17 protein-coding genes and 1 riboswitch are annotated in these 22,378 nt (G+C 74.4%); of the genes, 9 read left to right on the top strand and 8 right to left on the bottom strand.

Annotation, left to right across the window (positions count from 1 at the left end; genetic code table 11):
- Positions 1-31 precede the first annotated feature (31 nt).
- The 4 genes from AF335_RS06460 (at position 32) to AF335_RS06450 (ending at position 3,496) form a co-directional block, all read left to right on the top strand.
- A complete protein-coding gene (locus AF335_RS06460; protein WP_102917312.1) occupies positions 32-811 on the top strand; it encodes a response regulator transcription factor in 780 nt (259 codons plus the stop codon).
- Positions 804-1,913, top strand: coding sequence for a sensor histidine kinase (locus AF335_RS06455; RefSeq protein WP_102917311.1), 1,110 nt, complete (start codon positions 804-806; stop codon positions 1,911-1,913). The genes AF335_RS06460 and AF335_RS06455 overlap by 8 nt, the downstream gene beginning before the upstream one ends.
- 245 nt (positions 1,914-2,158) lie before the next feature.
- The gene (locus AF335_RS36150; protein ID WP_260421953.1) at positions 2,159-2,293 is read left to right on the top strand and encodes a hypothetical protein; all 135 of its coding nucleotides are present in this window, start codon (positions 2,159-2,161) and stop codon (positions 2,291-2,293) included.
- 288 nt (positions 2,294-2,581) lie between these two features.
- Positions 2,582-3,496 carry a nitroreductase/quinone reductase family protein gene (locus tag AF335_RS06450; protein WP_102917310.1) on the top strand — a complete coding sequence of 305 codons (915 nt, stop codon included), beginning with the start codon at positions 2,582-2,584 and terminating at the stop codon, positions 3,494-3,496.
- Positions 3,497-3,736: 240 nt separating this feature from the next.
- Here the strand turns inward: AF335_RS06450 and AF335_RS06445 are convergent, their stop codons facing one another.
- The 3 genes from AF335_RS06445 to AF335_RS06435 form a co-directional block, all read right to left on the bottom strand.
- Positions 3,737-4,600: a chymotrypsin family serine protease gene (locus AF335_RS06445; protein WP_102917309.1), complete on the bottom strand. Its 864-nt coding sequence runs from the start codon at positions 4,598-4,600 to the stop codon at positions 3,737-3,739.
- 143 nt (positions 4,601-4,743) lie between these two features.
- On the bottom strand, positions 4,744-5,874 hold the full coding sequence (gene nicT, locus AF335_RS06440) for a Nickel transporter NicT (protein ID WP_102917308.1): 1,131 nt from the start codon (positions 5,872-5,874) through the stop codon (positions 4,744-4,746).
- A gap of 32 nt (positions 5,875-5,906) precedes the next feature.
- Positions 5,907-6,123, bottom strand: a riboswitch (cobalamin riboswitch).
- 102 nt (positions 6,124-6,225) lie between these two features.
- Positions 6,226-7,455, bottom strand: coding sequence for an FAD-dependent monooxygenase (locus AF335_RS06435; RefSeq protein ID WP_221505176.1), 1,230 nt, complete (start codon positions 7,453-7,455; stop codon positions 6,226-6,228).
- Between the two features lie 213 nt (positions 7,456-7,668).
- Between AF335_RS06435 and AF335_RS06430 the strand changes: the two genes are divergently transcribed.
- Positions 7,669-9,219 (top strand): APC family permease, encoded by a 1,551-nt coding sequence (locus tag AF335_RS06430; protein ID WP_102917870.1) that lies wholly within the window; start codon positions 7,669-7,671, stop codon positions 9,217-9,219.
- 119 nt (positions 9,220-9,338) lie between these two features.
- Positions 9,339-9,899 carry a YIP1 family protein gene (locus AF335_RS06425; RefSeq protein WP_244926940.1) on the top strand — a complete coding sequence of 187 codons (561 nt, stop codon included), beginning with the start codon at positions 9,339-9,341 and terminating at the stop codon, positions 9,897-9,899.
- Positions 9,900-10,052: 153 nt separating this feature from the next.
- Here the strand turns inward: AF335_RS06425 and AF335_RS06420 are convergent, their stop codons facing one another.
- From AF335_RS06420 to AF335_RS06405, 4 genes are all read right to left on the bottom strand, one after another.
- Positions 10,053-11,267 carry a cytochrome P450 family protein gene (locus AF335_RS06420; RefSeq protein ID WP_102917307.1) on the bottom strand — a complete coding sequence of 405 codons (1,215 nt, stop codon included), beginning with the start codon at positions 11,265-11,267 and terminating at the stop codon, positions 10,053-10,055.
- Between the two features lie 156 nt (positions 11,268-11,423).
- Positions 11,424-12,635 carry an MAB_1171c family putative transporter gene (locus AF335_RS06415; RefSeq protein ID WP_102917306.1) on the bottom strand — a complete coding sequence of 404 codons (1,212 nt, stop codon included), beginning with the start codon at positions 12,633-12,635 and terminating at the stop codon, positions 11,424-11,426.
- Entirely contained in the window at positions 12,628-13,263 is a 636-nt protein-coding gene (locus AF335_RS06410) for a hypothetical protein (protein WP_102917305.1), read from the bottom strand. The genes AF335_RS06415 and AF335_RS06410 overlap by 8 nt, the downstream gene beginning before the upstream one ends.
- Complete coding sequence (locus AF335_RS06405) at positions 13,260-13,745, bottom strand: helix-turn-helix domain-containing protein (RefSeq protein WP_102917304.1); 486 nt, start codon at positions 13,743-13,745, stop codon at positions 13,260-13,262. The genes AF335_RS06410 and AF335_RS06405 overlap by 4 nt, the downstream gene beginning before the upstream one ends.
- 303 nt (positions 13,746-14,048) lie before the next feature.
- On the opposite strand from AF335_RS06405, the gene AF335_RS06400 reads away from it, so the two are divergent.
- Both AF335_RS06400 and AF335_RS06395 read left to right on the top strand, forming a co-directional pair.
- Positions 14,049-15,296: a hypothetical protein gene (locus tag AF335_RS06400; protein WP_102917868.1), complete on the top strand. Its 1,248-nt coding sequence runs from the start codon at positions 14,049-14,051 to the stop codon at positions 15,294-15,296.
- The gene (locus AF335_RS06395; RefSeq protein ID WP_102917303.1) at positions 15,293-15,898 is read left to right on the top strand and encodes a hypothetical protein; all 606 of its coding nucleotides are present in this window, start codon (positions 15,293-15,295) and stop codon (positions 15,896-15,898) included. Before AF335_RS06400 ends, AF335_RS06395 begins: the two co-directional genes overlap by 4 nt.
- A 137-nt stretch (positions 15,899-16,035) precedes the next feature.
- Here the strand turns inward: AF335_RS06395 and AF335_RS06390 are convergent, their stop codons facing one another.
- Positions 16,036-18,837, bottom strand: coding sequence for a tetratricopeptide repeat protein (locus AF335_RS06390; protein WP_244926939.1), 2,802 nt, complete (start codon positions 18,835-18,837; stop codon positions 16,036-16,038).
- A gap of 212 nt (positions 18,838-19,049) precedes the next feature.
- Here AF335_RS06390 and AF335_RS06380 point away from each other — a divergent pair, with 212 nt between their 5' ends.
- On the top strand, positions 19,050-22,211 hold the full coding sequence (locus AF335_RS06380) for an AfsR/SARP family transcriptional regulator (RefSeq protein ID WP_170127611.1): 3,162 nt from the start codon (positions 19,050-19,052) through the stop codon (positions 22,209-22,211).
- Positions 22,212-22,378: the final 167 nt, after the last annotated feature.

Here is a 22,378-nt window from a genome sequence, read left to right as displayed (position 1 = left end):
GTTCGTCCCGTCGTGGTGCGAGGCTTACGGCATGCATGCCACGCACCACCCCGCCCGGGTTCTCGTCGTCGACGACGACCCGACCGTCGCCGAGGTCGTCGCCGGATACCTCGACCGGGCCGGCTTCGCCGTCGACCGCGTCGCGGACGGGCCCGCCGCCCTGGAGCGGGCGGCCGCGTCCCCGCCCGACCTCGTCGTCCTCGACCTGATGCTGCCGGGCATGGACGGCCTGGAGGTCTGCCGCAGGCTCCGCGAGCACGGGCCCGTACCGGTCATCATGCTGACGGCGCGCGGCGACGAGGAGGACCGCATCCTGGGTCTGGAGGTCGGCGCGGACGACTATGTGACCAAGCCCTTCAGCCCCCGCGAGCTGGTGCTGCGCGTCACGTCCGTGCTGCGCCGCGCGCAGGCGCGGACGACGGCCGCGGCCGCCGGCCCCGGCACGGCGCCGCCGCTGCGCGCGGGCGGCATCGCCCTCGACCCCGTGGGCCGCCGCGCCGCCAAGGACGGCGCCGAGCTCTCCCTCACCCTGCGGGAGTTCGACCTCCTGGCGTTCCTGATGCGGCATCCGGGCCGGGCGTGCGCCCGCGAGGAGCTGATGCGCGAGGTGTGGGGGTGGGACTTCGGCGATCTGTCGACGGTGACCGTGCACGTGCGGCGGCTGCGCGCCAAGGTCGAGGACGACCCCGCCCGGCCCCGGCTGATCCGGACCGTCTGGGGCGTGGGGTACCGCTTCGGGACCGACGGGGACCCGGCCCACGGCACCACCGCCGGAGCCGCCCCTCCCGGGGACGGGGCCCGTGATGCGTGACGTCCTGCTGATCGCCCTGTTCGCCTTCCTGGGCGCCGCCGCGGCCGGGCTGCTGGGCGCCCTCGCGCTGCGCGCCCTGCGGCACCGCTCGGTGGCCGTGTCGCTGACCGTGGTCGCGGCCGTCCCGGTGACCGCGATGCTGGCGGGCACGCTGGCCGTGGCCCGGGCGATGTTCCTCTCCTCGCACGACCTGACGGTCGTGACCACGGTCTGCGCGATGGCCGCCGTGGTCTCCCTGGCCACCGCCCTGCTGCTCGGCCGGTGGGTGGTGGCCCGGAGCAACGCGCTGACCCTCGCCGCGCGCTCCTTCGGCGACGACGGCGACTTCGCGGCACCCGCCGGCGACGCGACGGCGGAGCTGGCCGCGCTCGGCCGCGAGCTCGCGGCGACGAGCGAGCGGCTCGCGCGGTCACGGGAGCGGGAGCAGGCGCTGGAGACGTCCCGGCGCGAGCTCGTCGCCTGGATCTCGCACGACCTGCGGACCCCGCTGGCCGGGCTCCGCGCGATGTCGGAGGCGCTGGAGGACGGCCTGGCCGAGGACCCCCCGCGCTACTTCCGGCAGATCCGCACGGAGGTCGGCCGGCTCGACTCCATGGTCGGGGACCTCTTCGAGCTCTCCCGCATCCACGCGGGCGCGCTGCCGCTCCACCCCAGCCGGATGTCGGTGTACGACCTGGTGGGCGACGCCCTCGCCGGCGCGGGGCCGCTGGCGCGCGAGCACGGCGTGCGGCTGGTCGGCGACGGGGTGGACCCGGTGCCGGTCGAGGTGGACGGCAAGGAGATGACGCGCGTCCTGGGCAACCTCCTCGTCAACGCCATCCGCCGCACCCCGGCCGACGGCACGGTCGCCGTGGCCGCGCGGCGCGCCGCGGACACGGTCGTCCTGTCCGTCACGGACGGCTGCGGCGGCATCCCGGAGGAGGACCTGCCGCGGGTCTTCGACACCGGCTGGCGCGGTTCACAGGCGCGGACGCCCCCGGGGGCGGGGCTCGGCCTGGCGATCGTCCGCGGCATCGTCGAGGCCCACGCGGGCCGGGCGGCCGTCCGGAACGTACCGGGAGGCTGCCGGTTCGAGGTCGTCCTGCCCGCGGCGGCGCCGTGACGGAGGCGGAGCCGCCCGGCACCGGGCCCTCCGGGCCGGACCGGTAAGGCCGTCCGTGCACCCGGGCCACCGCCAAGGACCGCTGTTCCCGGTGGAGTTCACCTGAACGTAGGGCCAGCGCCCCGTACCCCGGCCACGTTCGGGTGAGCGGCGCATGCGCGCTCCGGGGGCTGGGCAGCCCTCGGGCGACCCGGCCGCCGAGCCGCCCGCTCGCGCCGACTCTCCCGCACCGGAAGGAACTTCGCATGCGCCGCTTCGTCGCAGTCGTCCTCGGGGTCGCCGCGTGGTTCGGCGTGTGCGCGTCGCCCACCACCGGCCATGACCAGCCCTTTCCCGCGAACCCGGGCGGGGACGCCGAGATTCCGGGCCGCGCCGGCTGACGGCGTCGTAAGGCCGCCGAATCCGCATTGACACGACGGCCGGCGCATGGCTGTAATGGGGCGCGTGTCCGCGTGGCGCCGGCCGAAGAGCAGTGGGCGGGCCGGCGACCGGGCGAGACACCTTTCCTCAGAGGGTGACCCCCATGAGTTCTCACTTCACAGGCAGCGCCTGACCGTACGGCGCCGTCGCGTGCCTTCTTCGCACGCCACCGCGCCCTCTCGCGCCCCTTTTCACCGTCACCGCGGTCACCCGCGGATCACGTACCGCTCCGGAGAGCCCACACCGTCATGCCCATATCGTTCAACCAGTCCGTCATCGAGGAGTTCCGGGCCGGCGCCGGAAAGGTCGGCGGCCCCTTCGAGGGCGGCGACCTCCTGCTGCTGACCACCACCGGCGCGAGGTCGGGCGCCCCGCACACCACCCCGCTCGGCTACGTCCGCCACGGCGGGCTCCTGCTGGTCGTCGGGTCCAACCTCGGCGCGCCCGCCCACCCCGACTGGTACCACAACCTGCTCGCCCATCCCGTGGTGCGGGTGGAGCTGGGCACCGAGGAGTTCGAGGCGGTCGCCGTCCCCGCCGAGGGCGCCCGGCGCGACCGGCTGTTCGCCCATGTCACACGGGCCGCGCCCGGCTACGCCGACTACCAGGAGCGGACCTCCCGCCGCCTGCCCGTCGTGGCCCTGGAGCGCTCCGGGCACCCGGACGCGGGAGGCGCCCGCGAGATCGTCACGCTCGCCGACAAGCTGCTGGAGGTCCACACCTGGCTGCGCGCGCAGCTGAAGCACGTGCTCGCCGAGACCGACGCCCATCTCGCGGCGGTGGCGGCCCACCGGGGCCCGGACGCCCCGCCGGCGCCGGGCCTGGGCATGCAGATCAGACAGCACTGCCTGGCGTTCTGCGGGGCCCTGACGTTCCATCACACCAGTGAGGACGCACACGTCTTCCCCGCGCTCGCGGAGCACCACCCGCGGCTGCGGGACGCCCTCGACCGGCTCCGGGAGGAACACCGGACGGTCGCGCGGATCAAGGACGGGATCCTGGCGCTGCTGCGGGACGCGGGGGCGGCGGATCCCGTGCGGTTCCGGGCGGAGCTGGGGCGGATGGTGGCGGAGCTGACGGCTCATCTGGACCACGAGGAGGGGTGGGTGCTTCCGGTGCTGGCTTCGGTGCCGTTCCCTGCGGGGCGGGGTGGGGCGGCGTAAGGGTGGGCGGGGTTTCCCCACCCCGCCCCTTCCCGAATGTCCTCAAGCGCCGGACGGGCTGATTCTGCTCGGGCCGGGCGGAAATTCAGCCCGTCCGGCGATTGAGGACACCGCGCGGAGCGCGGAAGGGGGCCCGGGGGCGGAGCCCCCGCCACGCGGCGGAGCCGCACATCGGATACAGCGGGAAGGGGCGGGGTGGGGAAAAGCCCGTCGCGCCGAGGCCCGGTCGGGCCGCCCCCCTTACGGGTTGGTCGTCACCTTGAAGCCGCCGCCGAAGATGTCCGCGGGATCCGCCTCGTCCCGGGCCCGAAGGTCCGCGAGGATGTTCGCCGAGCTGGTGTAGACGTAGGGCGGGATGCCCAGGATGCGCGCCTTGGTGATGCCGGCCCAGGGGCCCTCCGCCTTGAACCCGTTGGCCTCCGACGGGTACGCGCTGCCCGGTACGTGCCAGATGGCCGGGCCCCCCGAGTCGCCCGCCTGGTGCGGGGCGTGGCACTGGTAGACACCCCGCGAGTTGTTGGTGACGCGCCCGTACCAGACGCCGAGCTGACCGGAGACCACCAGTTCGTTGTTGTCGAAGAGCGAGGCGCCGAGCAGACGCTCGTCGTCGCGGGCGGGCGACACGGCGTTGGGGCTGGGGGCGCCGCCGGGGACCTCCACCATGCCGGTCTGCTTCAGGTACGGCCCCTGCGAGGAGAGCGTCACCCACGGGACCAGCTCGATGACCATGTAGTCCTTGGTGGCATGGCCGGTCATCGAGCCTTCGGGGCTCTTGAAGTAGCGGATGTAGCCGATCGGGCCGTAGTCGAAGTCCTGGCGGTCGTAGACGGGCAGGTCGTTCTCCGGGATCTCGCGGTCCGCGTAGCTTCCGCTCCCGCCGCAGTGGCCCGCCGAGATGGCTATCTTGCGCCCGTGGGCGTCCGTCCCGACCGCGCCGATGGTGCAGAAGGCGTCGGGGGCCGAGGGGTGGGCGAACTGCATGGAGTTGTAGACGCGCTTCGTGGGCTTGGCCGCCCGGTCGTGACCCTGGGCCTGGGCGGTGCCCACGCCCAGGGTCACGGTGACGGCCAGGGCCGCGGCGAGAGTGCGCAATCTTCCGAGCATGCCGGATTCCCGTCTGTTCGAGGGCTGCGGGGAGCCCACGGTGAGGATCGGCGGTCATGATGACAGCGGGTGTGGCCCCAGGGGCCCCTGATGGGGAAGATTGGCCTGTTAGTCACACGCGGACCGCCGTCGCCCGCCCGCCGTCAGCCCTTGGGTACGACCGCCGCCGACGTGCGTGCCGCCCAGCGCTGTTCGACCTTGCCGAAGCGCCAGTACGCCAGCGCCGCGGCCCAGACCACCACGAACAGGCCGACGATCACGAAGCCCACGTTGTCGAGGTTCAGGCCGGCGATCCAGCCGGTCAGCGCGTCGTCGAGGTAGAGCTTCTCGTGCAGGACGCTCACCAGCTCGATGGTCCCGATGAGGAAGGCGACGGCGATCGACAGCCCGGTGATGGTGAGGTTGTAGTAGACCTTGCGGACGGGGTTGGAGAACGCCCACTGGTAGGCGAAGTTCATGAACGTGCCGTCGAGGGTGTCGAAGAGGCTCATACCGGCGGCGAACAGCAGCGGCAGGCACAGGATCGCGTACCAGGGCAGGCCGGCGGCGGCGCCGCTGCCCGCCATCACCATGAGGGTGACCTCGGTGGCCGTGTCGAAGCCGAGGCCGAACAGGAAGCCCAGCGGGTACATCTGGCCGGGGCGGGTGATGGAGCGGGTGAAGCGGCCGAGGACGCGGTTCATAAAGCCGCGCGAGTCCAGGTGCCGCTCCAGCTCGGCCTCGTCGTAGCGGCCCTCGCGCATGGCGCGGAAGATGCGCAGGATGCCCGCGAGGGCGACGAGGTTGAGGGCGGCGATGAGGTAGAGGAAGCCGCCGGAGACGGTGGTGCCGACCACGCCGAGCGTCTGGTGGGTGGTGGACTCCTCGTCGAGGAGGGTCCCGGCGACCTGGGTGCCGCCCGCGACCAGGGCCGCCATGGCGACCACCACGCTGGAGTGGCCGAGCGCGAACCAGAAGCCGACCGAGACCGGGCGCTTGCCGTCGGCCATCAGCTTGCGGGTGGTGTTGTCGATGGCGGCGATGTGGTCGGCGTCGAAGGCGTGCCGCATGCCGAGGGTGTAGGCGGTGATGCCGAGCCCGACGCCGTAGACCTTGGAGCCCACGGTGTAGTGGTCGGGGACGACGAGCAGGTAGAGCACGCCGAACGCGACGACGTGCAGGGCGGCGATGACCGCCAGCAGGCCCGCGGTGCGTACGGTGTCCTGGCGGCGCCAGCGGAAGGAGGGCGGCGCTTCGCCGGGGATGGCTGTGGGGGTGTCGACGGGCAGGGTCATCGGGGGTGAACGCTCCAAGCACCTCGTGGATCATCGCGTGAGATGCCGTGGCCGGTCTCCTGGCTTACGGGTTCGTGCGCGCCCGCCCCTGCCTTCCCGGCCGCGGGCTGCGGCCAGTGGCTCCGCGCGCCGTGGCGGTGCGCGGAACGGAACGGGAACTCCCCGATCACAGTGGCGAGGGCCGCTCCGGACTCGGGCCACGAGGGCCTGTCACCGGTCTTCCCGAACACCACGGCCGGGCCACCATAGCGCTCCGACCGGCGCTTGTGGCAAGGATGTGGCAGTTGCCATAGATGTGCAGTAAGGGTCCGCAACGCCCCGGAGGGCACCTTGGGGAGGCGGCTTCCGCCCTCACTCCCCCGGCCCCGTCAGGGCGTGCCCTCCGAAGCCCCGGCCGCCGTCGGCCGACGTCCGCCACCACTCCTCGACGGCCTCCTGGTCCATGGCCGCCCAGTCGGGCGTCGCCCGCACCTGCGCGTGGCCGAGCCGGCGGCCGACGTCGACCACAGCCCGGCCGGTGGGCGAGCGTTCGGCGTCGTAGGCGCGCACGGCGGCGTCCAGGTCCGGCGCCTCGCGCAGCACGCGTTCCAGCACCGCCGCGTCCTGGAGGGCCTTGACCGCTCCGCTGCCGGAGTGCGGGCGGGCGACGGCGGCCGCGTCCCCGGCGAGGACGAGCCGGCCCTCGCCGTAGTGCGGCACGGCCAGGTCGTAGATCGGCTGGACGTATGTCCCGGACCGGGGCGTACGCCGGACGACCTCCTGCCAGTACGGCGGGAAGTGCTCCTCGACGACGGCCGCGTGATGGGAGACCAGCTCGTCGGTGACCGTGCCGGCGGGCAGGCTCGTGGGGTCCCGGAGGGCCGGGCCCAGCGCGGCGGGCGGCGCGGTGTAGAAGACCCAGTTCGCGGAGGTGCCATGGCCTCCCGGGCCCGGAATGCGGTAGACGATCATATGGCCGCCGGGGAAGGTGACGGTCGCGGCGTCGTGCTCGGGCCAGGCGTCGCGGGGGCCGGGCAGCAGCTCCACCGGCAGGGTGCCGCGCCAGGCCAGGTACCCGGCGTACGCGGGCACGGTGGCCGCGCGGGTCGCGGCCCGGACGGCCGAGCGGTAGCCGTCGGCGCCGACGACCAGGTCGAAGCGCTCGGTGCGCCCGTCGGCGAACCGCAGCACGGCGCCGCCGGGTTCGGGCAGCACCCGTTCGACGGCCGAGCCCCGGACGTAGCCGACGGAGGCGGGCAGCCCCGCGCGCGACTCCCGCCAGAGCGAGCCCCAGTTGTACGAGCGGAAGGGGAACGGCAGCACGCCCACCACCCGTCCGGCGGGCGCCGCGCCGTCCCGGACGATCCAGGGGCGCCGGGTGAGCCGCCGCCAGGGGACGTCCGGCCCCAGCTGCCCGGCCGCCGCCAGTTCGGTGTAGCGGTCGTCGTGGACGGCGAGGCCGACGCCCCGGTCCTGGAGGCCGTCGGCGGCCCGCTCGTACACCACGACCTCTCCGGCGCCGGCCCGCGCCGCGGCGAGCGCGGTGGCGCACCCCGCGATCGACCCGCCGACGACGGCCACCCGTGCCCCGCGCACCCGCATGTCCGCCCTCCGTCCCCGCCGCCGTCTCCGGCGTCCGGCCCATGATTTCGCGCGATCACCCGCGCCGCCCCGCGACCGGAACCTACACTGCGCCGTCCGGGCGGCGGCAGAACGCCCGGACGGTCCACCGGCGTCCAGGTCATGGACGCCTCCGGCACCCCGGTGCTACCAGTGCAGTGGGGCACCGTCAGGCGCGAGAAAGGGCTGACCGCCATGGCAGACACGGGACAACCGCCGGAGCCGCGCGTCGGGTTCGTACGCCGCATCGGGCTCTTCCAGGCCACCGCGCTCAACATGAGCCAGATGTGCGGCATCGGGCCGTTCGTCACCATCCCGCTGATGGTGGCGGCCTTCGGCGGACCGCAGGCCGTGATCGGGTTCGTCGCGGGCGCGGTGCTGGCCCTCGCCGACGGGCTGATCTGGGCCGAGCTGGGCGCCTCGCTGCCGGGGGCCGGCGGCAGCTACGTCTATCTGCGGCAGGCGTTCCAGTACCGGACCGGCAGGCTGATGCCGTTCCTGTTCGTCTGGACGGCGATGCTCTTCATCCCGCTGGGCATGTCCACGGGGATCATCGGCTTCGTGCAGTACCTCGGCTACCTCTGGCCGGACATGGGCCGGACCCAGGGCGACCTGATCGGGCTGGCCGTGATCGCGGTGATCCTGGCGGTGCTGTGGCGGCGGGTGGAGAACATCGCGAGGATCACGGTGGTGCTGTGGTGCGTGATGATCGCGTCCGTGGTGCTGGTCATCGTGGCGGCCTTCACCCACTTCAGCCCCGACCGGGCCTTCACCTACCCGGCGCACGCCTTCGAGCTGACCACCAATCACTTCTGGATCGGCTTCGCGGCGGGCCTGACTATCGGCATCTACGACTACCTCGGCTACAACACCGCGGCCTACATGGGCGCCGAGATCAAGAACCCGGGGCGCACCCTGCCGCGCGCCATCGTCTTCTCCATCCTCGGCATCATGGCGATCTACCTGCTGCTCCAGATCGGCACCCTGGGCGTCGTCGACTGGAAGCAGATGCTCGACCCGGACTCGGCGGCCTCGTCCTCGGTGGCCTCCGCGGTGCTGGAGAAAGCCTGGGGCGTCGGCGCGGCGAAGACCGTCACGGTGCTGATCCTCGTCACGGCGGTGGCGTCCGTGCTGACCGGCCTGCTCGGCGGGTCCCGGGTGCCCTACGACGCGGCGCGGGACAAGGTCTTCTTCGGCGCCTTCGGCAGGCTCCACCCGAGGCACCGCTTCCCGGTGCTGGGCCTGGCGTCGATGGGCGTCGTCACCGCCGTCGGCTTCCTGATCGGCCGTCATACCGATCTGGCGACGCTGATCCAGCTGCTGACCACCGTCATGGTGATCGTGCAGGCCCTGGCACAGGTGCTGGCCGTGACGGTGCTGCGGCGCCGTCAGCCGGCGCTGCGGCGGCCGTACCGGATGTGGCTCTATCCGCTGCCCAGCCTCGTGGCGCTGGTGGGCTGGCTGGTCATCTACGGCTACGCGGACGAGAACTCGCCCGGGCGGCACCCCATCGAATGGTCGCTGGCCTGGGTCGCGGCGGGCTGTGCGGCGTTCCTGCTGTGGGCGCGGTACGAGAAGGTGTGGCCGTTCGGGCCCCGGGAGATCTCGGAGGAGTATCTGGCGGCCGCCGGCCCGGGGGTGGACCCGGACGGGGACCCCGGCACCGCGAGCGGCGACGGCCCGGGGGCGGGTCCGCGCCCCGGGCCCGGCGGTGACCCCGACGGCGCGGCGCCCGCACCGGTCTGACCCTGGATCACCCGCGGTGCCCGTTTTCCGGACCGGCCACCGGTGACTGGTCCGGACGGGTGATAGAACTTGCATCCATGCCTGTGAGCCCGTCCCCTTCGTCCCCACCCTCGCAGCCCGTGCGGCCCCGGAGGGCGCCGCGCAAGCTGCTGTGGCACCGCCTCATATTCGGGCTCTGGTTCCGCCCCGTCGAAGTGCTCGACGAGGCGCGGGACCGGAGCGTCTGGGGGGCCGCCGCCTTCCTGTGCCTGCTCTGCGGGGCGCTGGGGACGCTGGGCAACGACTCCTTCTGGGAGGGGTGGCGGGTCGGCCCCGGGCAGGCCCTGGAGGCGATGGCCCTCGCCGACGGTGTGCTGCTCCTGGCGAGCCTGCTGCTGGGGGTGGCCACCCAGGCCATCGCGCGCCGGCTCGGTGGCAACGGGAAGTTCGGTCCGACGGTGACCCTGTTCGTGGTGATCTTCTGGGCGACGGACCTGCCGCGGCTGGCGCTCGACGCGTGCCTGCCGGGCGATTCCTATCCGGTGCGGGCCGCCGCCTGGATCACCTCGGCCTTCGGCTACGCCTTCGCGGCGCTGCTGATCCGGGGGCAGCACCATCTGCCGACGCACAAGGCGGTGGCCGCGGTGAGCGTGCAGATGCTGGCGGCGGTCGCGCTGCTGAAGTTCCCGCCCGGGGCCTGATCGCCGACGGGCCGTCCGGGTCCGCTGCCCGGCGGCCGGGCCGCCGAAGTCGAAGGCCCGCCCGGTGCGACGGGGGATGCACACCGGGCGGGCTCGAAGACAGTTCTACCTCATCAACGATGGGTTATGCATCAAAAATCTGTTCGGCTTTGCTTATTTCCAACGAACAGGCAGCGAAATCAAGCCACGCGCCCGCACCGAGGGCCGCCACTTCAGCTCCTCGCGCGGCACGTCGAGCGCCAGCCCCGGGAACCGCTCCAGCAGCGCTGCCAGCGCGATCTCCGTCTCCATCCTGGCCAGCGGCGCGCCCAGGCAGTAGTGGATGCCATGCCCCAGTCCGAGATGCCCCTTTTCCGCGCGGTTCGGATCCAGCCGTTCCGGATCGTCGAAGTGACGAGGATCACGATTGGCGGAGGCCACGGAGAGGAGCACGGTCTCCCCCGCGGGCACGGTCACGCCCCCGATCTCGACGTCTTCCACCGGAAAGCGGCGGATCGCCAGCGGTGCGGGCCCGTCCCAGCGGGTGAACTCGTCGAACGCGGCCCTCATTCCGTCCGGATTCATGCGCAACTGACGCATCAGCTCCGGACGGTCCAGGAGCGCGAGGACGGTGTTGCCGATGAGGTGCACGGTGTTCTCATAGCCCGCGAAGAGGATCAGGAAGGCGAGCGAGGTCAGCTCGTCCTCCGAGAGCCGGTCGTCGCCCTCGCCGTCCCGGACCGCGATCAGGTCCGAGAGCAGGTCGTCGGCGGGCGCGGCGCGCTTGCTCGCGATCAGCCCGGTGAAGAAGGCCAGCAGTTCCCCGATGGCCTCTTTCATCAGGTGCGTGCGCTCGGGATCGGGCGCGATCATCGCGTCGGTCCAGGCCCGGAAGTCCCTCCTGTCCTCCTGCGCCACCCCCAGCAGGTCGCAGATGACCGTGATGGGCAGGGGCCCCGCGTAATCGGCGATCAGATCGGCGCGGCCGCCGGCCTCCACGGCGTCGAGGAGCGCCTCGGCCGTCCGCCGCACCGGCTCCCGGAGCTTTTCCGTCCGGCCGGGCGTGAACGCCTTGACGACCAGGCGCCGCACCCTCGTGTGGTCGGGCGGGTCCATGTTCAGCAGGTTGGAGTCGAGGGCGGCCGGCAGCGAGAACCCGCTGTAGTTCTCGCGTGCGGCATGGGCCTTGTCCAGGGACAGCCGGGGGTCCGCGAGTCCCGCGCGGACGTCCTCGTAGCGGGTGACCAGCCAGGCGGGCCGGCCGTCCGGGCCCGTGAAGCGGTGGACGGGGCCGGCCTCACGGAGCCGGGCGTAGGTGCCGTACGGGTCGCTGACCAGCGCGGCGAGGTCGATGGGCGCGGAGGCGCCGGGCAGGGCGGAGTTCTGCATGGAACCCGACTCTAGACAGGGGCGCGGGTGCCGGGGACCGGCGGGTGACACGCACGGGCGGCGCCGGGTCCGAATGGTTACGGACCCGGCGCCGGCCTGTGGCGCAGGCGGCCTTGACCCCCGTCCATGGCCGCCTCGTCTGTGGGCCGCGCGCCGTCAGGGACGGCTCGCCGCGGTGATCTCCCGTAGGTCGGTGAGGACCGCGTCGACCAGTGGATCGTGGTAGACGTCCGCGACGCGGGCCAGGTGTTCGTGCTCCTCGGCCGGGTCCGCGCTGACCGTCACCACCACGCTGTCCGCGTGGGGCGCCGGTACGTGCCCGGTGGTCTGGTTGGCCAGGCCCCGGCGCAGGGCCGCGGCCTCGACGACCGCGGCGGTGCGCCGCTCGTCCAGGCCGGCGGCGGCGGCCTTCTCCCGGGCGAGGTCCAGGGTCAGGGGCTCGACATGGCGGCGGATGCCGCGCTGGATGTCGCGGATCTCCGCCATCCGGCGGTTGGCCCGCCACTCCAGGTCGGCGAAGGGCCAGCGGGCCGACCAGCGGTTCTCGTCGATGGTGACCTCGGGGGCGTGCGCGGTGACGGACCGCCAGAGCGGGTCCAGCCGGCGCAGCCGCCGCCAGGCGGCGACCCGGGGGCCGGCCGCGGGCAGCGAGAAGCCGAGCAGCACCAGCAGCGCGGCCACCGAGGCGCTCATCGGCGCCACGCCGTTGGAGAGCCAGTAGAGCTCGTTCCCGGTCCAGGACAGGACGAAGCCGACCAGCTTGCACAGGCAGTACAGCAGGCCGAGCCAGCAGCCCGCGGCCAGCGTGCGCAGGCCCTTGGCGAGCCAGGAGCGGCCCAGCCGGGCGGCGTAGCGCGGGCACAGGGCGCCGAGCCCCGCGAGGCTCGTGCCGAAGATGGCCAGATACAGCACCAGGAAGGCGACCACTCCGGGCGCGTCGGCGTAGGCGGTGCTGAAGTCCCGGGGGTGCTCCACGTCGTCCGGACGGCCGACGGCGAAGCAGACGACGGCCGTGGCCCAGGCGACGGCCACCACGCCGACCGCGAACCGCGACCGGGCGGCGGCCCGGGCCTCGGCGGCCGCGTCGCCCCGGCTGGTCCAGCGCAGGAGCAGCACGGTGGCGCCGGAGGCGAACAGCACCACGGCCGAGTAGAGGAAGACCATGGCGAGGTTGGCCACGCCGGTCAGGCGGTCGAAGGCGCGGTAGACGCTGGGCGCGGAGAAGAGGAAGACGATGGGGACGCCGGCGGTCATCAGGGCCGTGAGGCCCAGGTCGACATTGCCCCGGTCGCGGAACCAGGCGCGGGCCTTGTAGCCGACGATGCACCAGGTGACGGCGGAGAAGGTGAGGTAGAGGGCGTCAAACATCGGCGCCTCCCTCCCTCAGCTGCCGGCGCACGTGCTGGAGCGCGGGGCCGAGGGAGGCGGCGAGCGCGGCGGCCTCGCCCTCCAGCGGGGCCTCCTGGCCCGGCGGCGGGGGCACGACCTTCTCCATCAGGAGGGTGCCGAGGATCTCGGTCTCGCGCTCCGTGAGGTTGTCGTAGCAGTGGTGGCGGGCGAGGCCCATGGTCAGGCCCATCCGGCGCATGGCGGTGGCCACGTCGACCGACGGCGTCCAGACCTTGAGGGCGTCCTCGGTGACGGCCGGGTCCTGGTCGTGGCCGAGCAGGAGGTGGCCGATCTCGTGGAGGACGATGTGGACCTGGTGCCAGGGCGAGGTCTTCTGTTCGTAGATGACCCAGAAGGAGTCGTCGGTGGTGGCCGTCATGCCGGAGACCACGCCGTTCAGGCTCATCGGCACCAGGCGGATGGGGCGGCCCACCCGGCCCGCGACGACGTCGCAGAGGCCCTGGAGGTCCGTGGACGCGGGCAGCGCGAGCTCCTGGATGAGCTGCTTGCACCGGCGCCGTATGCGCCCCACTCGCATCCCTGCACCGTCCTCGTCCTCGGTACGCCGCCAGTACGTGAAGAGCCGGTCATCCGCCGTGACGGTCACGAGCGCTCCTCGCCACCCGCGTCGGGCGGGTCGGCCGGAAGGTTCATCTGCTGCCGGAACTGGGCGATGATCGTGTTGAGGCTGTCCTGGACCTCGGGCGGCAGCCCCACGGAGCGCAGGGCGATGGCCCGGACCCGCTGGTCCCGCATGGCGACGAGGAAACGGACCTCCTCCTCCACCCGCTCGGCCTGCGAGGCCGAGAGGTCGCCCATCAGATAGCCGACGGGCACGGCGAAGAACTTCGCCAGCGCGCGCAGCACGTCCGGGCTGGGGTTGGCACGGCGGCCGTTGCGGAGCATCGACAGATACTGCTCGGTGAGCTTGACCCCGCCGTACTCCTCGGTGCCGCGGCAGATCTCCTCCGCCACGTGCGCGTTGGTGTACGGGGCGCCGGGCGGATGCATGTTCGCGAACAGGTAGTTGAGCCGCGCCGCGAGCGGGCTGCCCGCGTCGCCTGCCGACCTGTCGCCCCCGGTTGCCATCCGCTCCGTCCTCACGAGCTTGTTTCCGCGATCTTCCCCACGTCACCTCACGGCCAGTTAAGAAGCTCCGGCCGCGGAGAGCATCCTGTCACGGGAGGAAGCCCTCGCACTAGTCCGTGCCACGTCACGGCTGGGCCACGAACTTAACCACGGGTTGATGACGGCCCGTGAGCCGGCCCCCGCGGAGCGTGGCAAGGATGCGTCGAGGTCGCTGCAAGCATTCCGTCAGACGGCATGGGAATCCCCTGGGTCCGAGCCACGACCGGCCGGGGAGGCCGGTCGACGAGGAGGGGGATGGTGCCCATGTCCACGATCCGGAGCTGCCCGGAGCCGGACCGCCGGTGGCTGACGCTGCCGGACTGCAAACGCGTCCTGGTCGTCGTGCACACGGTGACCTACGGCCAGCGGCTGCGCGACGTCTTCTCACTGATGGAAGGTGATCTGCGGATCCAGGTGGCCTTCACGGTCGCCCCGCACGCGCTCGGCGAGGGCGCCGGCCGCTTCCTGCGGGAGCTGGGGGTGGCGGTGCTGCCGTGGCGGGCGGCGGTCCGCGAGGAGTTCGACCTGGCGCTCGCGGCGGGCTCCCGGGGGATCGAGAAGGTGCGCGGGCCGCTGATCCGGCTCTCGCACGGCGCCGGGCACATCAAGCTGCTGCGCGAGGGCGAACGGACCTCGGCACCGGCGGCCGAGCGCCCGGCGGGCATGCTGAGCCGGGAGTACCTCACCCGCGGCGGCCGGGTGGTGCCGGCCGCCGTCGCGCTCGCCCACGACCGGGACCTCGCCGAGCTGACACGCTGGTGCCCGGAGGCGGTGCCGGTGGCGACCGTCGTCGGCGACCCCTGCTACGACCGGATCGCCGCGAGCCTGCCGCACCGCGCGGCCTACCGCCGAGGGCTGGGCCTGACCGACCGGCAGCAGCTGGTGGTCGTCACCTCCACCTGGGGCCCGTCCTCGTCCTTCGGCCGCTTCGACGCGCTGCTGCCGCGGCTGCTCAGCGAGTTGCCGCCCGACCGGTACCGGGTGGCGGTGCTCGTGCACCCCAACGTGTGGGCCGGGCACGGGGACTGGCAGGTCCGTACCTGGCTGGCGAGCTGCCGGGCCCGCGGGCTGGCGCTGGTACCGCCCGAGGCGGACTGGCGGGCGCTGCTGGTGTCCGCGGACGCGGTGCTCGGCGACCACGGCTCGCTGACGTCCTACGCCACGGTCACCCGGGCGCCGGTACTGCTCGCCCGCTTCCCCGAGCGCGAGGTGCACCCGGCCTCACCGGCCGCGGCGCTGGCGCTGGCCGCGCCCGCGCTGTCGCCGCTGCACCCGCTGGAGGGGCAGCTGCGGTACGCGGCGGCCGAGTACCGGCGGCGGGAGTACGCGCGGGTGGCCGCCCTGCTGTCCTCCGAGCCGGGCCGCTTCAACCGGCGGATGCGCGCGCTGATGTACCGGCTGCTGGGCCTGGGGCAGCCCGCCTACGCGCCGGTCACCGAGCCGGCCGCCGTGCCGCCGCCGCTCGACGACGGCGGCGTCCCGGTGCCCGGTGCGGCCGGGCCGGGCACGTGACGGCCGCGGGGCGCGCCCTGGCGCTCGTCCGCCTGACCGCCGGTGACCTGCGCCCGGCGACGGTGGAGCTGACGGCCGGGGACCACTGGAGCGCGGACCCCGGGCCCGGCCGGACGGGCCGTCCGGATCGGCCGGCGGGGGTGGACGTCCACTGGAGCGTAGACCCGGACGCCCGCCGGGACGGCCGCTGGGCGGAGACCGCCGACGTCCTCCGCTGCGGGCGCCCGGCGCCCGGCCCGGCCGCGGCGGCGCGCCGGGCGCGCTGGCTGCTGGCCCGTCACCCGGGCTGTCTGCTCGCCTCGGTGCCGGACGCGACCGGGTGCTGGGTGATCGGCCTCCGCGACGGCCGGCTGCTGACGGCGTCCCCGCGCCCGCCCGTCCCGGCGGGGGCCGTGGGCCCGGTGGGCGCCGTCCTGGCGTCGTTCCTGCACGGCTGGCTCACGGCCGGGCGGGCGCTGGAGGAGCTGGGCGCGGTACGGCTCTCGGGGGCGGGGACGTCGCTGCGGCTGCGCCTGCGGGCGCTCGCCGCCGGGGGCCCGGGCCCGCTGCCCTGGGCGGCCGGTCCCGGGCGGGCGGGAGACGCGGTTCCGCCCGGCGGCTGAGGACACCGCGCGGGACACAGCCGGAGGGCGGGGAGCGCGGCCTCCGGGCGGCGGGAGACCCGGGGCCGCCCCACGGCCGGGGACCGGCCCGGGGCACCACGCGGGCACGGCCCGGGGGCCGGGGGCGCGGCCCCCGGTCACAGGCCGGGGCGGGGCCGAGGAGGGAGCTCGCGGAGGCGGGCGCGGAGGCGGGTCGCGTCGGTGGGGCTCACCGGGTCGTACAGGGCCAGGGAGCGGGTGAACCAGCGGGCCGCCTCCGCGAGGGCCCGGTGTTCCTGGCACGCCTGCCCGAGGTATTCCATCGTCCGCGCCTGCCAGTGGACGGAGCCGGCGTTCTCGAACTCCACCAGGGCGCGCAGGAGTCTTCGCATCCCCGTCCGGGCGTGGCCGCCGCGGGCCGTGGCGTGGCCGAGGAGGGCGAGCGCGCGGGCCGCGTCGTAGGAGTCGCCCTCGGCGACGAGTTCGGCGCGGGCCGTGGCCAGCCGCTCCGCCGCGAGGCCGGGCCGGTCGTGGGTCAGGGCGATCTCGCCCAGGCACACGCGGGAGAGGGCCGCGCCCCGGGTGTAGCCGATGGCCTCGCGGAGGGCGAGGGCGTGGGCGTAGTGGCGTTCGGCGTCCTGGGTGCGGCCCGCGCCGAAGTGGGCCCGGCCGAGCCCGTGCAGGGCCTGGGCCCGCTGGCGCTCGTCGCCGTCCTCACCGGCGTGGCGCAGGGCGTCCTCGAACCAGCGGGCGGCCTCGTCGAAACGGCCGGTGTGACACAGGCCGTTGCCGCCGGAGGTCAGCATCCGGCCCTCGCCCGCGCGGTGCCCGGCGCGGCGGGCCGCGGCCAGGCCGAGCGCGTGGGCCTCCGTCCACAGGTCATAGGGCCGCAGCCGGAGGAAGAGCGGCCACATGGCGTCGACGAGCTGCCAGGCGCTCGCGTCCCAGCCCTCGCGGGCGGCGAGGCGGACGGCGGCCATGAGGTCGAAGCGGTGCTCGTCCAGCCACGCCAGCGCCGGGCCCTGGGCGTCGAACGCCACCGGCGGTACGGGCGGGTGGGCGTAGTCGCGGTCCAGGGTGCGGTGGCTCGGGGTGAGGAGGGCCTCGGCCGAGGTGGCGGTGGCGAGGCACCAGTCGGCGAAGCGGCGGAGCGTGGCGCGCCGTTCGGGTTCCGGCAGGTCGGCCTCGGCCCGGCCGCCCGCGTGCAGGCGTACGAGGTCGTGGAAGCGGTAGCGGTCGCCGGGGGCGCTCCCCGGCGCGGCCTCCTCCAGGAGGTTCACCTCCAGGAGCAGTTCCAGGAGGTCCTCGGCCTCCTCGGGCGGTACGCCGCACACGGCACCGGCCATCGGCCCGTCGTAGCGGGTGACGGGGAGCAGTCCCATGCGCCGGTAGGCGTCGGCGGCCCGGGCTGGGAGGGCGGCGAACGACTCGTCCAGGGCGGTGCGCACGGCGGTGTCCCCTTCCACTCCGAGGGTCTCCAGCGGGCCGCGCCCACGGGTGAGCGCCGAGGCGAGGGCGGCGACCGGGCGGCGGGGGCGGGCGGCGAGCTGCGCGGCGGCCAGGCAGACGGCGAGCGGCAGCCGGGCGCACAGGTCGACGACCTCGCGCGCGGCCGGGCGGTCCGCCGCGACGCGGTCGCCGCCGACGCCCCGGGCGAAGAGCTCCAGCGCGGCGGCCGGGTCGAGCATGCCGACCTGGTGGAAGCCCGCCCCGTCGACGCCGAGCCCGGTGAGCCGGTGTCTGCTGGTGACCACGACGAGGCTGCCGGGCGCGGCGGGCAGCAGGGTGCGCACCTGGGCGGCGGAGAGGGCGTTGTCGAGCATCACGACGAGCCGGAGCCCGGCGGTCAACGAGCGCCACAGGGCGGCCTGTTCGGCCAGGGAACCGGGGATCGAGGCCGCTCCGAGGGCGCGCAGGAATCCGGCCAGGGCCTCGGTGGGACCGGCCGGGCCGCCGGGGGTATGGCCGCGCAGGTCGGCGTAGAGCTGGCCGTCGGGGAACTCCGGGGTCAGCGCGCTCAGCCAGCGGCTGGCCAGGGCGGTCTTCCCGACGCCGGCGGGGCCGCTGACCACGGCGACCTGGGGGGCGGAGGCCCGCCGGGCGGCGCGCAGGGCGTCGAGGGCGCGCAGGTCGCCCGCCCGGCCGGTGAAGTGCGCCGGTACGGGCAGGAGTTGGCGCGGCACCGGGGGCCGCCCGGGCGGGGCGGGCTGGTGAAGGTGGACGCCGCCGTGGATGTCCCGGGCCTGAACACTGGAGCCGGCCACCCGGGTGTGCCCGGAGAGGCTGTTGACATGCGCGGACGAGTGCCCGACGACGGGCCCTCCGGCGCGGTCGGCCGCACGCTCGGGGGTTTCACCGGCAGCACGGTCCGCGTCCCCGCCGACACGTTCAGGGGCTTCACCGGCAGCACGGTCTGCCTCCCCACCGACATGCTCAGGGGCTCCACCGGCAGCACGGTCCACGTCCCCGCCGACCGCACCCTCAGATGCTTCACCCGCAGCACGGTCCGTGCCCTCGCCGACCGCGCGCCCAGAGGCCCCACCGGCAGCACGGTCCGCCTCCCCACCGACCGCACACTCAGAGGCCCCGCCGCCCGTACGGTCCGCGCCCTCATCGACCGTACGGGCGGCGGGGGCGCCGGGCCCGTCCCTCCGGTGCGCGCCCCCCTCCCGGGCCGGCGCGTACTCCCGTAGCCAGCCCCGTAACCCCTCGCGCAGTTCCCCCTCCGCCCGCCCGGCCCCGAGCCGGCGGTGCAGCGCGCGGGCGAGGTCCGCCAGGCGGGCCGGGTCCGCGTCCGCCGCGCCGGCCCAGGCGGCGGCGAGCGCCGGGTCCGACTCCCGGGCGGTTCCGGTCAGTTCCTCCAGGGCCCGGCCCGCCGCCGGGCCGTACGGCCCGTCCGGCGGCAGGGCGCGCACGAACGCTTCGGTGAGCTCCCGCTCCGTCATGGGTTCCGCCGCCATGTCCCTCCCCCCTGCACGGCCACGCCTTCGCAAGCACATGACATGGCCATTCGGCAATCCTTGGCCTGAGCCCTACCCCTCCGGGACCGGTTCCGATCGCATCTGACGGCGCAACAACCGAATTCAAGGCGCTCCTTCACCACCTGGCACCAATGTTTGACGCTGTGTCATGCTCATCCCTCCGATCGGACGTCCCGACGGAAGGGGCGCAGGTGGAGTTCCGGCTCTTGGGCACCATCGAGATGCGGGCCGACGGGCGGCGCAGCGGACTGGATTCCGGCAAGGCCCGCTGTACGCTCGCGGCGCTGGCCCACGACGTGGGCCGCCCGGTGGGCCTGGACACCCTGATCCACCGGGTCTGGGACGACGACCCGCCCCGGCGCGCGCGGGAGAACCTCTACACCTACGCCTCCCGCATCCGCACCGCGCTCCGCAAGGTCGGCGGTCCGGGCGCGCCGGTGCTCACCAACCACGCCCACGCGTACGTCCTGGAGGCCGACCCCGAGTCCGTCGACCTGCGCCGCTATCTGAGCCTGACCGCACGGGCCCGCGCGCTGGCGGAGAGCGGCGACGCCGAGCAGGCGCTCCGGCTGCTGGACGAGGCGGGCGGCCTGTGGCGCGGCGAGCCGCTGACCGGGCTGTCCGGCTCCTGGGCCGAGCACGTGCGCGCCACCGCCGAGGCCGCGGGCCTGGCGGCCGCCCTCACCCGGGCCGGACTCGACCTGCGGCTGGGCCGCTTCGCCGACGCCGTGCCCGAGCTGTCGGCGCTCGCCGGCCGGCACCCCACCCACGAGTCGCTGGCCGGGCACCTCGCGCTGGCCCTGCACGGCTGCGGCCGCACCGCCGAGGCGACCCAGCTGCTCCGGCAGCTCACCCACCGGCTGGTCACCGAGCACGGCACCGACCCCGGCGAGGAGCTCCAGCGCGTCCAGCACGGCATCCTCAACGGCTCGCCGGCGATCCAGCTGCTGCCCCGCGCGGGCGCGGCCGAACGGGCCGGGGAGCGGCCGGCCGTGCCCGACAACCTGCCGCACGACATCCCCTGGGTGGGCCGGACGGACGAGCTGCACCGGCTCGCCACCGCCCTGACCCCGGCGTCGGGCACCCCGCGCGCCGTCGTGGCCCTGGAGGCGATCGACGGCATGGCCGGCGTCGGCAAGACGGCCCTCGCCGTCCACGCCGCGCACGAGTTGCGGGACCGCTTCCCGGACGGGCGCCTCTACCTCAACCTCGGCGCGCACGCGTCCTTCCAGGAGCCGCTCACCCCGGAGGCCGCGCTGGGCCGGCTCCTGCGGCTGCTCGGCGTGCCGGCGGACGGGCTCCCGAGGCACCTGGACGAGCTGACGGCGCTGTGGCGCACGGTCCTGGCCGACCGCTGCGCGATCGTCGTGCTGGACGACGCCGCCGGGCCCGAGCAGGTGCTCCCGCTGCTCCCCGGCGCCACCCCCTCACAGCTCGTCATCACCAGCAGACGGCGGCTCACCGGCCTGCCCGGCGTCCGTCCGATCTCCCTGGACGTCCTGCGCCGGGCCGAGGCGATCGCCCTCTTCCAGGACCGCGTCGGGGCCCGGCGCCCGGCGGACGAGGAGCGGACGGCCGAGATCGTCCGGCTGTGCGGCTACCTCCCGCTGGCCATCGAGATGGCGGCCAGCCGCTTCCTGTGCCACGGCTCCTGGACGGCGCGCGACCTCGTGGACCGGCTCTCGCGACCGGGCCGGCTCGCCGAGATCCGTGACGGCTCCCGGGACCTGGCCCGGGCGTTCGCCTTCTCCCACCGGTCCCTGACCCCGGTGCAGCAGAGCGCGTTCCACCGGCTCAGCCTGCACATCGGCTCGGAGTTCGGCGTCTACGCGGCCGCCGCGCTCACCGGGCTCCCGTTCGACGAGACCGAGCTCGTACTGGAAGACCTGCTGAATTTCCACCTGCTGGAGGAGCCCACCCCGTACCGCTACCGCATCCACGACCTACTGCGCGAGTACGCCCGTACGCTCGCGGCGGACGAGCGGGGCGAGGACCCCGGGGACGACGAACGGGCCGTGCGGCGCATGACGGACTACTACCTGTTCTGCGCGGACCGCGCCGACCGCGCGCTGTTCCCGCACCGCGTCCGTACCCCCGTCACCCTCGCGCGGCCGCCCGCCGAGGCGCCCTCGTGGCTGGACCCGGCGGGTCCGCGGGAGTGGTTCGCCACCGAGGCCGCCAACCTGCTCGCGCTCCTCGACCACGCGCGGCGGTGCGCCCCGCCGGGCCAAGCCGCGCCGCTCGCCCACGTCCTCGGCGGGTTCCTGGAGTCCGAGGGCCTCTGGACGGTGGCCGAACCACTGCACGAGCGGGCCGTGGCGCACTGGCGCGAAGCGGCGGACCGCCGGGCCGAGGCCCGCTCCCTGCTCGACCTCAGCGCCGTCCGCAACACCGCGGCGCGCTACGACGAGGCCATCGCCGAGGCGCGCAGGGCGCTCGCCCTGGCCCGGGTCACCGGCGACCGCGAGGCCGAACCCGAGGCGCTGCGCTGCCTCGCGCTGCCGCATCTGTACACGGGGCGCAACCACGAGGCGCTGGCCTTCGTCCAGGAGGCGCTGTCGATCCACATGCGCACCGGCGACCGATTACAGCAGGCGCGCTGCCTCAACAACATGGGGTTCGTCCTGCTGGAGCTGGGACGGCACCCGGAGGCGCTGGAGTGCTTCCTCGACGCCCTCGCCCGCTTCCGTGAGATCGACGACCGCCGGGGTCAGTGCCAGGCCCTGAACAACACCGGGGAGATCTACACCCTGTTGGGCCTGGGGGACCGGGCGATCCGCGCGTACACCCAGGCACTGGCCCTCGCCCGGGCCGTGGGCAGCCGCGCCAACCGGGCGGCGGTCGAGATGAACCTGGCGCACGCACTGCTGGAACCGGGCGAGGTGGAGCAGTCGCTGGCCCTGTGCCGGCAGGCCCTGGCCACCTTCCGCGACATCGCGGACCGGCGCCACGAGTCCATCGCCCTCAACGTGCTCGGCCTGGCGCTGGGCCGGGCGGGCCGGAACGAGGAGGACATGGCCCACCAGTGGGCGGCGCTCGCCCTGGCACGGCGGATCGGCGCGGCCCAGGAGGAGGGGCACGCCCTGCGCGACCTCGCCGCGGCCGAGATCCGCACCGGGCGCTTCCGCGAGGCGGACGAGCACCTGACGGCGGCGCTCGCCGTCAACCGGCGGGTGGAGTCGCCGCTGGAGGAGGCGAAGACGCTGGACCGGCTGGCGGAGCTGCGGGCGGCGACGGGGGCGCCGGTGGAGGCGCGGGAGTTGAAGAGGACGGCGGTGTCGATCAGGAACCGCCTGAGCAGGACAAGATCAAACGATATCGATCAAGAATCGACCGAACTGAGGTTCTCTTGATCGAGAATCTTGACCCGTAACCGGATACGTATATTCTGCCGGGGCGTTGTATGAATATATGACGCCAGTTCAACTGTACGTATCCGTCAGCACGTTGAGAGGCAAGTCGTTGTTCAGTGCCATCATGCACATCTTCACGGTGTGCATCGCTTCCTGATCCCCCGCCC

This window comes from Streptomyces eurocidicus, from assembly GCF_002891295.1.
GTDB lineage: Bacteria > Actinomycetota > Actinomycetes > Streptomycetales > Streptomycetaceae > Streptomyces > Streptomyces eurocidicus.
The sequence above is the reverse complement of the archived record's forward strand: the minus strand, read 5'-3'. Positions and strand labels throughout refer to the sequence as shown.

Coding starts and splice junctions, on each gene's coding strand:
- AF335_RS06460 (WP_102917312.1), top strand. CDS start 32: ATGCATGCCACGCACCACCCCGCCCGGGTTCTCGTCGTCGACGACGAC.
- AF335_RS06455 (WP_102917311.1), top strand. CDS start 804: ATGCGTGACGTCCTGCTGATCGCCCTGTTCGCCTTCCTGGGCGCCGCC.
- AF335_RS36150 (WP_260421953.1), top strand. CDS start 2,159: ATGCGCCGCTTCGTCGCAGTCGTCCTCGGGGTCGCCGCGTGGTTCGGC.
- AF335_RS06450 (WP_102917310.1), top strand. CDS start 2,582: ATGCCCATATCGTTCAACCAGTCCGTCATCGAGGAGTTCCGGGCCGGC.
- AF335_RS06445 (WP_102917309.1), bottom strand. CDS start 4,600: ATGCTCGGAAGATTGCGCACTCTCGCCGCGGCCCTGGCCGTCACCGTG.
- nicT (WP_102917308.1), bottom strand. CDS start 5,874: ATGACCCTGCCCGTCGACACCCCCACAGCCATCCCCGGCGAAGCGCCG.
- AF335_RS06435 (WP_221505176.1), bottom strand. CDS start 7,455: ATGCGGGTGCGCGGGGCACGGGTGGCCGTCGTCGGCGGGTCGATCGCG.
- AF335_RS06430 (WP_102917870.1), top strand. CDS start 7,669: ATGGCAGACACGGGACAACCGCCGGAGCCGCGCGTCGGGTTCGTACGC.
- AF335_RS06420 (WP_102917307.1), bottom strand. CDS start 11,267: ATGCAGAACTCCGCCCTGCCCGGCGCCTCCGCGCCCATCGACCTCGCC.
- AF335_RS06415 (WP_102917306.1), bottom strand. CDS start 12,635: ATGTTTGACGCCCTCTACCTCACCTTCTCCGCCGTCACCTGGTGCATC.
- AF335_RS06405 (WP_102917304.1), bottom strand. CDS start 13,745: ATGGCAACCGGGGGCGACAGGTCGGCAGGCGACGCGGGCAGCCCGCTC.
- AF335_RS06400 (WP_102917868.1), top strand. CDS start 14,049: ATGTCCACGATCCGGAGCTGCCCGGAGCCGGACCGCCGGTGGCTGACG.
- AF335_RS06390 (WP_244926939.1), bottom strand. CDS start 18,837: ATGGCGGCGGAACCCATGACGGAGCGGGAGCTCACCGAAGCGTTCGTG.